The 14,678-nt window shown below is 53.6% G+C and carries 15 protein-coding genes; 11 read left to right on the forward strand and 4 right to left on the reverse strand.

Translation table 11 applies throughout. From position 1 onward, the window contains the following. Nucleotides 1–20: 20 nt before the first annotated feature. Genes ABC502_RS12000 through ABC502_RS12020 form a run of 5 tightly spaced genes read left to right on the forward strand, consistent with a single transcriptional unit; the run spans nt 21 to nt 3,818 of the window. Nucleotides 21–749 (forward strand): SURF1 family protein, encoded by a 729-nt coding sequence (locus ABC502_RS12000; protein ID WP_345916047.1) that lies wholly within the window; start codon nt 21–23, stop codon nt 747–749. Then, a complete protein-coding gene (locus tag ABC502_RS12005; protein WP_330088757.1) occupies nt 742–1,266 on the forward strand; it encodes a hypothetical protein in 525 nt (174 codons plus the stop codon). Before ABC502_RS12000 ends, ABC502_RS12005 begins: the two co-directional genes overlap by 8 nt. Beyond that, entirely contained in the window at nt 1,263–2,270 is a 1,008-nt protein-coding gene (locus ABC502_RS12010; protein WP_345916048.1) for a COX15/CtaA family protein, read from the forward strand. The genes ABC502_RS12005 and ABC502_RS12010 overlap by 4 nt, the downstream gene beginning before the upstream one ends. A 2-nt stretch (nt 2,271–2,272) precedes the next feature. Beyond that, the gene (gene cyoE, locus ABC502_RS12015; protein WP_330088755.1) at nt 2,273–3,187 is read left to right on the forward strand and encodes a heme o synthase; all 915 of its coding nucleotides are present in this window, start codon (nt 2,273–2,275) and stop codon (nt 3,185–3,187) included. Then, complete coding sequence (locus tag ABC502_RS12020; RefSeq protein WP_330088754.1) at nt 3,177–3,818, forward strand: SCO family protein; 642 nt, start codon at nt 3,177–3,179, stop codon at nt 3,816–3,818. The genes cyoE and ABC502_RS12020 overlap by 11 nt, the downstream gene beginning before the upstream one ends. Here the strand turns inward: ABC502_RS12020 and ABC502_RS12025 are convergent. From ABC502_RS12025 to nfuA, 3 genes are read right to left on the reverse strand one after another with little or no spacing between them, the layout of a single operon-like run. Beyond that, entirely contained in the window at nt 3,815–4,882 is a 1,068-nt protein-coding gene (locus ABC502_RS12025) for a hypothetical protein (RefSeq protein WP_345916049.1), read from the reverse strand. The two genes, ABC502_RS12020 and ABC502_RS12025, sit on opposite strands and share 4 nt — an antisense overlap. Nucleotides 4,883–4,915: 33 nt before the next feature. Beyond that, nucleotides 4,916–5,956, reverse strand: coding sequence for a polysaccharide deacetylase family protein (locus ABC502_RS12030; protein WP_345916050.1), 1,041 nt, complete (start codon nt 5,954–5,956; stop codon nt 4,916–4,918). A 21-nt stretch (nt 5,957–5,977) separates the two neighbouring features. Further along, complete coding sequence (gene nfuA, locus ABC502_RS12035) at nt 5,978–6,556, reverse strand: Fe-S biogenesis protein NfuA (RefSeq protein ID WP_345916051.1); 579 nt, start codon at nt 6,554–6,556, stop codon at nt 5,978–5,980. Between the two features lie 127 nt (nt 6,557–6,683). Between nfuA and ABC502_RS12040 the strand changes: the two genes are divergently transcribed. Continuing rightward, nucleotides 6,684–9,230, forward strand: coding sequence for a M14 family zinc carboxypeptidase (locus tag ABC502_RS12040; protein ID WP_330088750.1), 2,547 nt, complete (start codon nt 6,684–6,686; stop codon nt 9,228–9,230). A gap of 43 nt (nt 9,231–9,273) precedes the next feature. On the opposite strand, the gene ABC502_RS12045 is transcribed toward ABC502_RS12040, so the two are convergent. After that, nucleotides 9,274–9,990: a ComF family protein gene (locus ABC502_RS12045; RefSeq protein ID WP_330088749.1), complete on the reverse strand. Its 717-nt coding sequence runs from the start codon at nt 9,988–9,990 to the stop codon at nt 9,274–9,276. A 36-nt stretch (nt 9,991–10,026) separates the two neighbouring features. Between ABC502_RS12045 and bioH the strand changes: the two genes are divergently transcribed. From bioH to ABC502_RS12070, 5 genes are all read left to right on the forward strand, one after another. Beyond that, complete coding sequence (bioH, locus tag ABC502_RS12050) at nt 10,027–10,785, forward strand: pimeloyl-ACP methyl ester esterase BioH (RefSeq protein WP_345916052.1); 759 nt, start codon at nt 10,027–10,029, stop codon at nt 10,783–10,785. A gap of 84 nt (nt 10,786–10,869) precedes the next feature. Next, nucleotides 10,870–11,151 (forward strand): excinuclease ATPase subunit, encoded by a 282-nt coding sequence (locus ABC502_RS12055; RefSeq protein WP_345916053.1) that lies wholly within the window; start codon nt 10,870–10,872, stop codon nt 11,149–11,151. A 5-nt stretch (nt 11,152–11,156) separates the two neighbouring features. Beyond that, nucleotides 11,157–11,996, forward strand: a complete 840-nt coding sequence (locus tag ABC502_RS12060; protein WP_345916054.1) for a putative metalloprotease CJM1_0395 family protein — start codon at nt 11,157–11,159, stop codon at nt 11,994–11,996. A gap of 146 nt (nt 11,997–12,142) precedes the next feature. Then, complete coding sequence (locus ABC502_RS12065) at nt 12,143–13,306, forward strand: metallophosphoesterase (RefSeq protein ID WP_330088745.1); 1,164 nt, start codon at nt 12,143–12,145, stop codon at nt 13,304–13,306. After that, nucleotides 13,303–14,667, forward strand: coding sequence for an L-serine ammonia-lyase (locus ABC502_RS12070; RefSeq protein WP_345916056.1), 1,365 nt, complete (start codon nt 13,303–13,305; stop codon nt 14,665–14,667). Before ABC502_RS12065 ends, ABC502_RS12070 begins: the two co-directional genes overlap by 4 nt. Nucleotides 14,668–14,678 lie beyond the last annotated feature (11 nt).

Below are 14,678 nucleotides of genomic sequence, written 5' to 3' on the forward strand. Positions count from 1 at the left end.
TGATCTCCTGGATTGGTGTGATGCATTTTAATGTTGCAGGGGCCGCTGTGCGGGTGCATCCCGTCTGGTTGTTAATCACTTTGACGGTATTTGCCGTTTTAATCAAGCTTGGCTGCTGGCAGCTAAGCCGTGCCAGCGAAAAAGCCACTCAGCTGCAACAACTGGCCAGTTGGCAAGCGGAAGGCCCATTGGACTGGCTGCAACTACGCCAGCACCCTTTGCAGGATATGGACCTGGTGCAATTTGCCGACGAAGGACGCTGGCTTTCTCCGATGGTATGGTTACAGGACAACAAAATTGTGCAGGGCCGGATTGGTTATGATGTGATTATTCCGGTGCAATTTAATCGCTTTGATCCGCCTGTACTGGTGAATCTGGGCTGGGTAGAGGCGGCACAGAACCGCACTGAGTTACCTGAGATCACGATTCCGGCACAATTGTCTGTGCGAGGAGTGCTCAGAACCTCATTTGGTAGCTTCAGGTTGGGACAAAACTTGGAACCTGGCACGGATTGGCCAATGCGTATCCAACAGATTGAACTGGAGAGTCTAAACCCCTACTTACCTGAGCCAGCATTGCCTGCGGTAATTTACCAAATGGAAGGGAGCCCCTTTCTGTCGCATTATCAACCTGTGGTAATGCTACCGGAAAAACACCGTGGCTATGCGCTGCAATGGTTTTTGCTGGCGGTTGCGGTACTGGGTGTGGCACTGGCTGCCAGTTTGCGTAAAGAGGAAACCAATGAATAAAACGAAATTCCTGAGTATTTTCCTGCCTCTGTGTTTACTGCCATTGCTGCTGGCAAAGTTGGCGTTGCACTTTGGCTGGTTTGAAGGTGGTACTGTCAGTAAAGGGGAGTGGCTGTCGGAGGAAATCTTTGTACTGCCTGCCCTTGAGGCACACGAAAAAGTCTGGCGTCTGGCGGTGGTGCCTGCTGAGCAGTGCAAGCAACAGTGTGAACAGGCACTGCATACGGTGCAACAGCTGTTTATCGGGCTGGGACGCAAGCAAGTTCAGGTGCAGCCGGTATTGCTGGCAGATGGCTCGGCGGAAGCAGTTTTGCAACAGTTTCCGGTATTTCAGCGCCAAACTCCTGCACCTGCCGACGCTGTTGCTATTCAGAATTACATCGTCATCGTCGATGTGCAAGGACTGGTATTACTGCGTTATCCGTTGCCAGATGCGGATCATGCACCGGCAGACATTGCCCGTGATATTCGCACTGATCTATTAAAACTGATGAACTACGATCGGATCCGGGTATGAACAAGACATTGCTGCAAAAACTTTCCAGCTGGACTATTTTGCTGACCATGCTGGTGATTATTCTCGGCGCATATACCCGGCTCACCGATGCGGGGCTGGGCTGTCCGGACTGGCCCGGCTGCTACGGATTTATTAAGGTACCGATGACAGAAAGTCGCATCGCTCAGGCTGAAATGGCTTTTCCGGAGCGGCCACTGGAGCCCTTTAAGGCCTGGAATGAGATGATCCACCGTTATTTTGCCGGTACTTTGGGGCTGATGATTGCTGCTATCTTCTTTATCAGTTGGTTTGGCAAAACTAAGGTGCCTCGCCTGTTGCCAACTATGTTGGCTGCGCTGGTAATTTTCCAGGCTGCGCTTGGCATGTGGACGGTAACACTGAGCTTGTTACCTATCGTGGTGATGGCGCATTTGATGGGTGGTTTCACTTTGCTTTGCTTACTCGGCCTGTATTGGTTGCAACTGCGGCCACAGCTACTGCAAGGCATGGAGCCACAGTTACAAAAATTAAAACCTCTGGCAGTACTGACCACTGTGGTGGTGGCACTGCAAATTGCTCTTGGCGGCTGGACTGCAGCCAACTACGCGGCCCTGGCATGCCTCGAGTTACCCGTTTGTGAACCAGGCTGGGCCAGCCGATTGGCGCTGGGTGAGGCTTTTAGCTTGCATCTGGGCTATGACGATTATGAGTTTGGCGTGATGTCACAAGATGCTCGTCAGACCATTCATGCCTTTCACCGTATTGGTGCTGGTATCACTTTGTTGATCACGGGTTTGTTCAGCGTTTTGCTCTGGCGACGGGCCAAAATGACATTGATGAAAAAGTTGGCATTGGCGCTGGCGGCAATTTTACTACTACAGTTTGTATTGGGGGTGCTTAATGTTGTGCTGCACTTACCACTGCTCAATGCAGTGGCCCATAATTTTGTCGGGGCAAATTTATTGCTATGCATGGTGCTGATCCTGTATCAGTTCCGTCACCGTACCAGGGCACAGGAGAATTGATCATGGCCATTGCTAAACCACTGAATCGCCATGCTATTACCAGTTGGCGCGACTATCTCGAACTGACCAAACCCAAGGTGGTGGCTTTGCTGGTGCTGACAGCCTGGGTGGGTATGATGCTGGCAGCGCCAGGTTTACCCGATTTAGCCATGATGCTGCTGGCAACACTCGGGATCGGTTTATTGTCCGCTGCCGCAGCCACTTTAAATCATGTGGTCGATCAGAAAATTGATGCCAAAATGGCGCGCACCCATAGCCGGCCGGTAGCGAAAGGGCGCATCAGTTCCAGCCAGGCCATCGCTTTTGCTCTGGTGCTGGCAAGCAGTGGCTTTGCCATGCTGTATCTGGGCGTGAATGCGTTAACCGCCTGGCTGACGTTACTCAGCCTGTTTGGTTATGCGGTGGTGTACACCATGTTTTTAAAGCGCGCTACACCACAGAATATCGTGATTGGAGGCCTGGCCGGCGCTATGCCGCCGCTGCTGGGCTGGACTGCGGTTACTGGTGAGTTGCACGGTTATGCACTTTTGCTGGTAATGATTATCTTTACCTGGACGCCACCGCATTTCTGGGCGCTGGCTATTCACCGCCGCGATGATTACGCCAAGGTCAATATGCCGATGTTGCCGGTGACCCATGGCATCGAATTTACCAAAAGCGCTATTTTGCTCTACACCATCATGCTGTTTATTGTGTGCCTATTGCCTTATGTGGTGGGGATGACGGGGTTGATTTATCTGGTCGGGGCTTGTTTGCTGAACCTGCGCTTTATGCAGCACGCCTGGCGTTTAAAGTTTGCCGATACCGCAGGCCAGGCGATGGCCATGTTCCGCTTTTCGATTGTTCATTTGATGGTGCTTTTTCTGGTACTCTTGCTGGACCACTATCTGAAAATAGCACCTATCTATGGCCAATAAGATATTTTATCCGCTGATTGCCTTGCTGGCGCTGGTTGCCGGCTTTGTCGGTTACCATTTCCTACAGCCCAGCCATACGCCCGAGCATACCTTGCTGTATCCTCAACCCAGGGTTCTGGCTGACTTCCGCTTAACCAGCCATACCGGTTCTGCGGTCACCCGCGAGCAGCTGTATGGTCAGTGGACCCTGGCTTTTGTCGGCTATACTTACTGTCCAGATATTTGTCCGCTGACGCTGGCACAACTGGCCGGTTTGCATGATGAGCTGCAACAGCATGTGTCGGAACCGCTGAATATCTGGTTTGTGTCGGTGGATCCGAATCGCGACACGCCACAGCAAATGGCCAGCTATGTGCAGTATTTCCAGCAGGCAGCCATTACCGGGGTAACGGCCGGTCATGATCAACTGTTTCCCTTTGTGCGTCAGTTAGGGCTGATGTATGCCATGTCCAGCACCACCGATGAGTATTATCTGGTGGATCACAGTGCTTCCATTGTCTTGATCAATCCCAAAGGTCAGTTGGTGGCGATGTTCAAGCCAGAGCTGGCAGAAGGGCGGGTACCAACAGTGCGCAGCGAGGATCTGCTGGCCGATTTCCCCTGGGTTATTCGCCAGCTCAGACGGGGTTAATGGGCTGCTGGGGGTGGCGCTCTGGGCTGCTCTGCCTCGCTGGCAAAAAGCACTAAATCAACCAGCCTGGGTATTGGCCAGGGATAGCGAAATTGATCTGTCAGTTGCAACTGCAGCAGAGTGTGTGCCAGCTCTGCATTAGCTTCCTCGCCAAATAGCTGAATTTCAAGGTAAGGCTGCTGCAGTCGTTCAGGCCTGTTGCTGGCAAAATGCACCCGGATAGTCCCTTGTTCTGCTGCATGCTGTGCGGGTAGCTCCATGCTGGTCCAGTTGAGCCGGCTAAGCGTGCGCAGGAAGAGATCAATAAAATTGGCTTGCTGCTCTACCGTCTCCAGTTTGGTCAGGGCATCCATAAAGCGCGTGCCTAAGCCTTCTACGGTAAGGGGAGCCAGGTACTGAGCCTCTGCATTGCTTGGCTCCAGCATCAGGCAATAGCGCGGAGAAAACAAAGCCGGAAAAACCGCCCGGTGGCCCGGAAGGTCCGATAGGGTTGTCCCGAGGCTGCAGTGAAACTGCTGACGCTCTGCAGCTGCTGCGCGGGCTCTGGCGAGCTCATTATACAAGATAGACTCCGCCAGCCGGGTAATATGCGGCTGATAGCTTCGCTGAAAATCACCTTGTTGCAGATAAGCCCACCAGTCATCCAGTAACACCTGCTGCTCTGGCTGAAAGAACCGCAGCCCAAAGTACATCACGCGGTCGTTTTCTCGAAGGGCGGCAGCAACAACACTGCCTTGGCTATGGGGTGGCACCGAAAGCCAAAAACGTCGGCTGGCACGATACATCACCGCATCGGCCAAGGCTACTTGATCCTCTGGTGTGAGCTGTCGCATCGCTCTGCTCAGTTGCCGGATCATACGGCCAGCATGCTCGCTGTGGGTAATCAGAGCCCCTTCAGCCGGCTCGCGCTTTGCCATCAGGCAATAGCGTGGATGGTACCGAATATCCTTGACAGCAGCTGTGGCCTGTTCGGAAAAGGCGGCTCTATCCGCACGTTGGCAATAGGGTGATGCGGCATCAGGAGCCGGAGAACTAAGTACAAGCAGAAGCAGCCACGCGGTCATAACGACGTCCTTGCTTGGTGCTGCATCCAGCGATTAATCACTGGAGCGGCCATAAAGCCAGGGCTGCGAGTACCAGTAAAAGTAGCCGGCTTTACTGATGGATGGGGCTGTGCAGTTGTAACGACTGCGACCTCGGTTCATCGGTTTGCTGGCGCTGGCAACAAAGGTTTGGCCATCCTCCAGCCAATCCGGTTCGATCACTTCCATACCGGCATAACAGCGCAGCTGCGAGGGGCGGAAATCCTCGACTTGCAAACGCAGCGACAGGGTAGGGGGATTTTGCCCACTTTGCACTATAGGATCGGCTTGCACATGCTCTAGGATGGTAAAAGGTAGAGTGCGCAGTTTCTGTGCCAAATCCGACATCTCAGCAAAACGCCCGGCGGCAGGAAAGCGCGGCACCCGGGTGAGCTTGGTGCTGGGGCCGACCGCACCTGATTGCTGGCCAATACCAATAAAGCCAAGCTCTTTGACCAAGGCCTCCAGTTTCGGGCTGAATTCACCATAAGGGTAAGCCAGGTAACGATGGCTTTGGCCGGTTTCTTCTTTGATACGGCGCTCAGCATCCAGTATGCTTTGCTGCATCCGCTTAAGCCAGTCCGCTTCGGACTCCCCCGGCTCAGGCTGAGCCATTTTTTCATGCTGCATGGCATGGTTGGCGACCAGCACGCCATCGTCACTCATGCGGCGGATCTGCTCCCAGCTTAACACCGGACCGGTACGACTATCGATATCGCCGGGGCTGATAAAGATGGTATAGGGCACGCCAAACTCCATCAGGATAGGATGCGCAGCGGTGTAATTGTTGGCGTAACCATCATCGAAGGTGATGGCGACAGCATTGTGCGGTACCGACTCGCCGGCTTGCAGTTTGTTAAGCAGTATATCCAGTCCTATGACTTCAAAGCCATGTTCCTGCAGATGCGTCAAATGCTGGCGCAGTTCGTCTTCCGTAGTGCTGCTGACTCTGGGCGTTGTATCAGCGATATGATGATAGATCAAAATCACGGCCGCATGGGCTGGCAGCAGTGCTGTCAACCCAAGCAGTAAAAGCGTAGGAAGGGTGAGTTTCATGGCCGCACCTCAAAAATCGTCTTAGTAGTAGGAATGTTCACCACGCTGGTGTTCAGTAATGTCTTTCACACCAGTCAGTTCACCGGCAAAGCGATTTAGCAGCTCTTTTTCAATGCCTTCTTTTAAAGTCAAATCAACCTGGGCACAACCATTGCAGCCACCGCCAAATTGCAGCACGACCACACCTGCTTCACTCAGCTCCACCACGCTAACATTACCGCCATGATTGGCTAGCTGTGGATTAATCTCGGCATCAATCATGTATTGTACCCGTTCACGCAATGGCGCATTGTCACTCACCTTGCGAACTTTGGCATTCGGCGCTTTTAATGTGAGCTGCGAACCCATTTGATCGGTAACAAAATCGATTTCAGCATCGACCAGAAAAGATTGGCTTTCGGCGTCAACCACGGCTGAAAAGCCATTAAAAGGCAGTTGAATATCGCTGTCTTCGACCGAATCCGGTGGGCAATAGGAAACGCCGCATTCCGCACTGGCGGTACCGGGGTTAACAACAAAAACGCGAATATGGGTACCTGCCGGTTGCTTTTCCAGCAGTTTGACAAAATGGCCTTGGGCGCTTTCGGAAATAGAAATCATCGGTAGTACCTGACTAATTTACTAGGTTATAAGCTATGATACTCTTCCTTGCAACCGGTTTCCAGCCCAGCTTGAGTTTGTCCCTACTTTATTGGACACTAAGTACAGTGTCTTTGGAGAGTCTGTTATGAAAAAAATCCTGCTTCTTCTGCTGCTTGCCTGCAGTTTTCGTCTATCTGCTGTCTGGCCGGAAAGTATGCTGGATCCACAGATCCCAACGCCAGCGCAAACGGCAGGTTTTGCTATGGGCGAATGGCATTGGCGTCACGATCAAATACAACTGTATTTTGAACGGTTGGCGGCGCAATCCCCGCGGGTGATTCTGCAAGAAATTGGCTACAGCCATGAGCGGCGCCCTTTGCTGCAACTGGTGATCTCCTCCGAGCACAACCTGGCTCGGCTTGACAGTATTCGTCAGCAAAATTTGGCACAAAGTCAGGGGCAGGCGCTGGCTGCTGATGCTCCGGTAGTGATTTGGCTAGGTTATGGCGTACATGGCAATGAACCCAGTGCTGCTCATGCCGCTGTGGCTTTGGCGTATTATCTGGCTGCGGCCAAAGAGCAAGAAGTGCAGCAATGGCTGGATGAGGCGGTGATTTTAATACAGCCCAGCCTAAACCCGGATGGGCACGACCGTTTCTCACACTGGGTGAATATGCATCGTGGCCGTACTCCGGTAGCTGATCCGCAGCACCGGGAGCATGTGGAACCCTGGCCCAATGGTCGGCCAAACCACTACTGGTTTGACTTAAATCGTGACTGGCTGTTGTTGCAACACCCCGAAAGCCAGGCCCGCATTGCCGAGTATCACCGCTGGTTACCGCAAGTGCTGGCCGATTTTCATGAGATGGGTACCAACAGCACCTATTTCTTTCAGCCAGGGATCCCAAGCCGTAATTATCCGCTGACTCCCGAGCGCAACTTTGAGCTAACCCGCACCCTGGCCGAGTTCCATGCAGCCAGCCTGGATCAAGCGAAAGAGTTGTATTACACCGAAGAAAGCTTTGACGATTTTTACATTGGGAAAGGCTCAACTTATCCGGATGTGACGGGTGCTATCGGGATCTTGTATGAACAAGCCAGTAGCCGGGGCCACGCTCAGGAGTCCATCCATGGTGTTCTGACCTTTGAGCACACCATCCGTAATCAGTTGCTGACGTCTTTATCAACCATTCGCGGTGCGGTGGAGTACCGTACTGAGTTGCTACGGTATCAGCAGGACTTTTTCCGGCTAGGGCAAACTGAGGCCAGGCAGGAGAGCTTTCGTGGTTACATGTTAACCGAGTCTGAGGATAAAAGCCGGCTGCATGCCTTGCTGCGGTTGTTGCGGCAGCATCAAATCGAGGTGTATCCGCTGGCTCGAGACTGGCAGGATGGCCAGTACAGCTACAAAGCGGGGGAAAGTTATTATGTCCCTTTGCAACAACCTCAGTACCGCTTGCTTAAAGGTGCTTTTAGCACCCGGAGAAACTTTCCGGACAATACCTTTTACGATGTTTCCAGTTGGACCTTGCCGTATGCCTACAACATTGAGTTTCGTCGGGTGCAGCGTGATCCGGGCCGTACTCTGGCCAGTGAACCCTGGGTTGAAGTGATCCAGGCTGTGGTTGCGCCGGAAGCTGGCGCTTATGCCTATGCGTTTTCCTGGCAGGATCAGCGTGCGCCTTTGTTGTTGCAGACCATACTGGCAGCTGGCATCAAAGTGAAGATGGCCCAGGCTGATTTTACCGCCATTACCAGTGACGGACCTCAGTCCTTTATTGCCGGTTCGGTACTCATTCCTGCAGGCTTGCAGCAACAACCTGACTGGTTTGCCCGTTTGCAAGCGGCACAACAGCGCTTTGCCTTACCCGTAGCCGCGATTCAAACCGGCTTAACACCGCAGGGCAGTGACTTAGGTAGCTTTCGTTTTGTGCCGGTGCAATTGCCGGAAGTGCTGCTTATCGCCGGGCCGGGCATGAACTCAACCGAAGCAGGTGAGTTGTGGTACAACTTAGAGCGGCTGGCCGGTATTTCGCCAAGCATGGTCGAGCCTGAGCGCTTTAGTCGCATTGATCTAAGCCGTTACAGCCATATTGTGTTGCCAGATGGTAATTATCAGGCCTGGAACAGTGCCGAGCAGGAACACTTAAAGCGCTGGTTGAATAATGGCGGTATTTTATGGGGACAAAAGCGCGCTCTTAGCTGGCTGGTGCAACACGATGTACTGCAAGCCCAACTGTGGCAGCCCGCAGAAATGAACCGGATGATTTCGCATCAGGGGTTGCGTTATGGTGATCAGGAAGCGCTAGCGGCCAGGCAGCGTATCGCCGGTGCTATTTTTGAAGCTGAATTGGATCCTACCCATCCGCTGACCTTTGGTTTGCCGCGAGAGCGCCTACCGGTGTTTAAAAACAGTACCCTGCTGTTGCAGCCATCGTCTGCGCCTTTTGTGAACGTTGCCTTGTACAGTGAGCAGCCACATTTGGCGGGTTATACGGCACCTGAGTTTGTCCCCCGGATTGCTCAGTCGGCTGTTCTGCTGGCTCATAATCATGGTCGGGGCCGGGTGATTGCCATGACGGATAACCCGGTATTTCGTGGCTACTTTAAGGGCAGCAGCCGCTTGCTGGTCAATGCCATGTATCTGGGGCATGCCTTCAATGCCAGAGGTCAGGCTGAAGACGAAGAGTAAGCGGGGTTGGAAACTGGTAAGAGCGAACGGCGCAGTATGCCAGTCAGCGCGCTCTGCGGTCTTTGGCTGTAATCGCCAGAGTCCAGAGTTGTAGCGGAGTTGCACCGCCTTGCTGCAGGCAGCGACAGGCATGCTGCACTGTGCTACCAGTGGTAATAACATCATCCACCAGTGCGATCCGGCCAAGCTCCGGCAGTTGCTTGCGAAAAGCCGGATTAAGCTGAAATAACCGCTTACTGTTGTGCTGACGCTGCGCACGTTTTAGCAGCCGTTGGTGCTGGCCGCTACGTTGGCGTTGCAGCAGTGGCAGCACTGGTACTTGCCAGGTTTGTGCCAGTGTCTGAGCCAGCAATTCGGCCTGGTTAAAGCCCCGCCGCAGATAGCGCCAGGCCGGCATCGGTATGTAGCAAAGACAGTCGGGTAGCGGAAAACCGGCCGCCTGATACCGCTGTGCTAACTGTCGGAATTGTTGCAGCAGAAAATGTCCTGCAGCCAGCTGGTGTTGGAGCTTCCACTGACTGATGGCATAATCGAAAGGTGGTTGGTACCAGCTCAGGCTAAGCAAGCGTTCGGCGTACAGCTTCGGTAAGCCTTGTTGTACGGCAGGTAACCACAGCAAATTACCTTGATAAAACTCGATATCAAAACCAGGCAAAGCTGCTTCACAACAATTGCAGACTTGCTGGCCCGGACTATGAACTGGCAGATCGCACCACAAGCAGCGATTGGGCATTAGTTGATGCAGGACTTTTTGTAGCATAATTGTTTATTTGTGTTTTTATGGAGTATGCTTTACGTGAGCAAGTTGCGCAAGCCGGATCTGGTTTTACTGCATGGCTGGGGTATGAATCAGGCGGTCTGGCAGCAGTGGTTGCCATTGCTGCAGCCTGACTGGCAAGTACATACCCTGGATTTACCGGGCTTTGGTCTGAGCCCAGGCTGCCCTGAGCCTTATAGTTTAGCTGCGATTTGTACGCTGTTGCAGCCACAACTGCCAGACAGAGCCGTGGTATGTGGCTGGTCACTCGGAGGCTTGGTTGGCATTGAGCTGGCCCGGCGCTATCCGCAGCAAGTGCGGGCACTGGCGTTGCTGGCTGCTTCCCCCTGTTTTATGGCGCAACCGGATTGGCCAGGCATGTCGGCGCAGGTCTTTACGCAATTCCAGCAGCAGTTAAGTAAAGACATGGCATTGACGATTCAGCGTTTTCTGGCGATACAGGCAATGGGCAGTCCAAGTGCCAAAGAGGATATCAAGCAGCTACGCCATGCTATTTTGCAATTGCCTGCTCCATCGCCAGCAGCCGTTAGCGGTGGTTTGCTACTGCTGCAAGACTCTGATTTGCGAACTGAATTGGCCCGGTTGCCACTACCGGTATACGCTGCCTTTGGTCGTTTGGATACCCTGGTACCGATTGGAGCAGAACAAGCCCTGCAGCTGCTCATGCCGACGGCTAAAACGCATTGCTTTGCCCATGCCTCGCATGCACCTTTTATCTCGCATCCAACAGAAAGTACGGCCTGGCTCAGGTCGATCCGGCAGCAATTACCGGCTTAACCTCTGCGCCATGGCGAGCAAGCTTTATTTTTGACTCAAAATGGTTAATAATTAACCATTGTGGTCAGGTGACGCGGGGTAGGTATGAACATACAATCGGCTTTTGCCTCTGGCATGCAGGGGCTGCAGTCAGCCAGTGATGGTATCACGCAAAGTACCCTTGCTATCAACCGGCAAACCCGGCCCCAGACCGGGGCTGTGGCAGAGAGCCTCGCCAATACTGAACCGCCGGGCGCGGCAACCTTGCCCAGTCTGGAAGCCAGTCTGGTTGATTTGGTGGTGCAGCAACGGTTGGCGCAAGCCAATGTTCGTTCCATTGAAACGGCCAGCAGTGTGCTTGGTAGCTTGATTGACACCAAGGCTTAGCTGCTATGCTAATCACGTCGAATTATCCTAATGTCAGCCTGAATACCGCCAATCCGGCAACGGAGATGGCGCGACGGGATAATCAGCGACGGGATCTGTTTGAGCCGGTACAGGAAGCGGCTAAAACTTCGGCTGAAAAGCCAGTGGTTAGCGATGATAAGAGGCAGCAGCAGTTACAGCCCGGTCAAACCCCGCAGCGCAATGAGCCAGCCGACACCGAAACCAATACCGCTGTGCGTGGTCGGGAACAGGATGCGGCGCAGGATCAGCAAGGCCGCTCCGACGATGAGCAACAACGTCAGCAAGCAGCAGAGCAAAAAGAGCAACAAGCACTGCGTGAACTGCGTGCCAGAGATCGGGAAGTGCGCGCTCATGAACAGGCGCACGCGGCTGTTGGTGGTCAATACGCCAGTGCCCCCAGCTACACCTATCAACGTGGCCCGGATGGTAATCAGTACGCTGTAGGCGGTGAAGTACAAATTGATTTGTCTGAAATCCCAGACAATCCTCAGGCCACAGCACAAAAAATGCAGCAAGTCCGTGCAGCAGCATTAGCACCCGCAGAGCCTTCAGCGGCCGATCGGCGTATAGCCGCCGAGGCCAGCCGGCGGATGCTGGCCGCCAGAGCGGAGATGGCCAGAGAGGCTATTGCCCGCAGCGATGAACCTGCAACACCGCGCCGTGTTAAGGCCAATAGAGCGGCCGAGGAGCAAATCCGTGTATCAACTGCTGGTACTGCAGCCAATTCTGATACCGAAACACTGCAACGTCGCAGTCAGGTGATTGCCGGCTTCTACCAGCAAGCCACCCGGCCTTCACTCAGTAGCCTGCTTCAACAAGTATAAATCACTTCATAACGTACTGAAAAATAAACAATAGATAAAGAAAAGACAATCACCAGTTGCAGAATGGAGCTTCAGCACTGGTGATTCATCCTGCTTTATTCCACCCTGCCAGCTGAGCATTCGTTTTGTATCTGGAGGGCTGTTCCATGGCTATGCGTCGTGCCATTGTGCCATTGTTGCTGATTGCGTTAGCAACAGTAACTTACCTGTTGTTGTTGCAGCTATTCACCATGCTGGAGGCTGAAGCCGCACCGGTGGAGGATCTACGTTTGCTGCAATTGCAGGATGGCCCCTATGCCCGTTACCTCACCGAAGATGCGTTGCAAGTCAGTTGGATTTGTCGGGGCAGTGTACAGCAACAGCAATTAAATCTCGCCCAGACCAATCAGATCCCGGCACGTTGTGCTCAAAGTGAAGCTGTGATGTTGCATGATAAAAATAGCGCTGACAGCCTCGACATAAAGTTCTCAGCACCCAGGGTTGCTATTTTTAGCGACTTGCATGGCCAGTACCAGGTAACTGTACAACTGCTGCAAGCGCATCAGATCCTGGACAGTGAACTGAACTGGAGCTTTGGTGATGGCCACCTGGTACTGGCCGGAGATTTGATGGACCGCGGCGACAAAGTCACCGAGTTATTGTGGCTGTTTTACCGGCTGGATCAGCAAGCTCAGGCTGCTGGTGGTCGTTTGCATCTGCTGCTTGGTAACCATGAGACCATGGTACTGTACAACGACTTACGCTACATCCATCCCAAATACCGCCAGGTTGAACAACTGCTGGGGGTAAGCTACAGCGAACTCTTCAATGACGACACCGTACTAGGGCGCTGGCTTCGCAGCAAACCCGTGCTGGTACAGCTGAATGATATGCTGATTATGCATGCTGGCGTCCACCCGGATTATCTGGCGCTGGGTATGAGCCGGCAAGAGGTCAATGAAGCCTATCGTCAATCGTTGGGGATTCCCCGGGCAGAGCTGATGGAACAACCACTGCTGGCCTTTCTTTATGGCCGCCTGGGACCGCTCTGGTTTCGTGGCTACTTCCGTGAGCGGGATGCAGTTACTGCTGCTCAGGTCGAAGATCTGGTGCAACGTTTAGGAGTGCACCACCTGGTGGTGGGTCATACCTCCATGGATGGCGTCTATCAACACTTTGATGGCCGGGTGTACTCGGTCGATAGCAATATCAAACGCGGCGAAAGCGGCGAGCTGCTGCTGTGGCAAGAGGGCCAGTTTTATCGTGGAACTATGACTGGCGAACGTTTGCCGGTGCCGGTGTTTTCAGCCGTAGCCGAGGTGGAAGAATGAGTTTTGTCAGTTGTTTTGAGTTGTTTCGCATCGGTATAGGCCCATCCAGTTCCCATACCGTGGGCCCGATGCGGGCGGCTTTGCACTTTATTGACTTATTGCGCCAGCAAAAGCTGTTCACTCAGGTCTCGGCGATACGGGCAGAGCTGTATGGCTCCCTCGGCTTGACAGGCATCGGGCATGGCTCTGATCGGGCGGTGATTCTGGGCTTGCTGGGTGAGACACCAGAGGCAGTGGTGCCGGATCAGGTGCCCGCTTTATTACAGCAAGTAGAGCGCAGTGGACAGTTGATGTTGGCCGGCTGTCAGCCCATCGCCTTTCCAGCCGGGGCCATCCTGCTGCACCGGGATAAAAACTTATCACTGCACCCCAATGGTATGTCGTTGCATGCCCTGGTTGGAGACAACGAAGTATTGCGCCAGACTTACTTCTCTATAGGTGGCGGTTTTGTTGTGACAGAGCAACAGTTGCAACAGCCATCTCAGCATACGGGTCCTACCGTACCTTACCCTTTTAGCAGTGCCGCTGATTTACTTAGGCTTTGCCGGCAGCACAACCAGAGCATTGCCCAGTTAATGTGGGCCAATGAACAAGCACTCAGATCCCGGCAGGCCCTGACTGAACAGCTGCAGGCGATTTGGCAGGCGATGCAAAGCTGTATGCAGCGAGGGCTGTCCCAGCATGGGGACTTGCCGGGTGGTTTACAGCTAAAACGCCGGGCAGCTGCCTTGCAACAGCGTTTGCTGGCAGAGGCCTCCATCGATCCGATGCGTTGTATGGATTGGGTGAATGCTTTCGCTATGGCGGTTAATGAAGAAAATGCTGCCGGCGGTCGGGTGGTGACAGCTCCCACCAATGGAGCTGCCGGGGTATTGCCGGCAGTGATGGCTTATTACCATCAATTTGTGCAGCCGTTTCAGCAAGAGACCTTGGCGCAGTTTTTACTGACAGCTGCCGCCATTGGCGGCTTGTTTAAACAAAACGCGTCAATTTCCGGGGCTGAAGTGGGCTGTCAGGGCGAGGTCGGGGTTGCATGCTCCATGGCTGCTGCGGGATTGACTGCTGTGCTGGGCGGTACAGTTGCGCAGGTTGAGATGGCCGCGGAAATTGGTATGGAGCACCATCTGGGACTTACCTGCGATCCGGTCGCTGGCCTGGTACAGGTGCCTTGCATTGAGCGCAATGCGATGGGAGCGATGAAAGCGATCAATGCCAGCCGTATGGCATTGCGTAATCAGCACCCAGCCCTGGTATCGCTGGATAAAGTGATGGCAGCGATGAAGGCCACCGGCCGGGATATGCATCATCATTATAAAGAAACTTCTCTTGGTGGCCTGGCAGTAGCCGTGAGCTATTGTTGATTGTTGGAGTA

Source organism: Alkalimonas sp. NCh-2, from assembly GCF_039631345.1.
In the GTDB taxonomy this organism is placed as follows: domain Bacteria; phylum Pseudomonadota; class Gammaproteobacteria; order Enterobacterales; family Alteromonadaceae; genus Alkalimonas; species Alkalimonas mucilaginosa.

Excerpts from the sequence above, each read along its gene's own strand:
- ABC502_RS12055 (WP_345916053.1), top strand. The coding sequence starts at position 10,870 with ATGAACATACAATCGGCTTTTGCCTCTGGCATGCAGGGGCTGCAGTCA.
- ABC502_RS12045 (WP_330088749.1), bottom strand. The coding sequence starts at position 9,990 with ATGCTACAAAAAGTCCTGCATCAACTAATGCCCAATCGCTGCTTGTGG.
- ABC502_RS12070 (WP_345916056.1), top strand. The coding sequence starts at position 13,303 with ATGAGTTTTGTCAGTTGTTTTGAGTTGTTTCGCATCGGTATAGGCCCA.
- ABC502_RS12065 (WP_330088745.1), top strand. The coding sequence starts at position 12,143 with ATGGCTATGCGTCGTGCCATTGTGCCATTGTTGCTGATTGCGTTAGCA.
- ABC502_RS12025 (WP_345916049.1), bottom strand. The coding sequence starts at position 4,882 with ATGACCGCGTGGCTGCTTCTGCTTGTACTTAGTTCTCCGGCTCCTGAT.
- cyoE (WP_330088755.1), top strand. The coding sequence starts at position 2,273 with ATGGCCATTGCTAAACCACTGAATCGCCATGCTATTACCAGTTGGCGC.
- ABC502_RS12020 (WP_330088754.1), top strand. The coding sequence starts at position 3,177 with ATGGCCAATAAGATATTTTATCCGCTGATTGCCTTGCTGGCGCTGGTT.
- nfuA (WP_345916051.1), bottom strand. The coding sequence starts at position 6,556 with ATGATTTCTATTTCCGAAAGCGCCCAAGGCCATTTTGTCAAACTGCTG.
- ABC502_RS12060 (WP_345916054.1), top strand. The coding sequence starts at position 11,157 with ATGCTAATCACGTCGAATTATCCTAATGTCAGCCTGAATACCGCCAAT.
- ABC502_RS12000 (WP_345916047.1), top strand. The coding sequence starts at position 21 with ATGCATTTTAATGTTGCAGGGGCCGCTGTGCGGGTGCATCCCGTCTGG.
- ABC502_RS12040 (WP_330088750.1), top strand. The coding sequence starts at position 6,684 with ATGAAAAAAATCCTGCTTCTTCTGCTGCTTGCCTGCAGTTTTCGTCTA.
- ABC502_RS12010 (WP_345916048.1), top strand. The coding sequence starts at position 1,263 with ATGAACAAGACATTGCTGCAAAAACTTTCCAGCTGGACTATTTTGCTG.
- ABC502_RS12030 (WP_345916050.1), bottom strand. The coding sequence starts at position 5,956 with ATGAAACTCACCCTTCCTACGCTTTTACTGCTTGGGTTGACAGCACTG.
- ABC502_RS12005 (WP_330088757.1), top strand. The coding sequence starts at position 742 with ATGAATAAAACGAAATTCCTGAGTATTTTCCTGCCTCTGTGTTTACTG.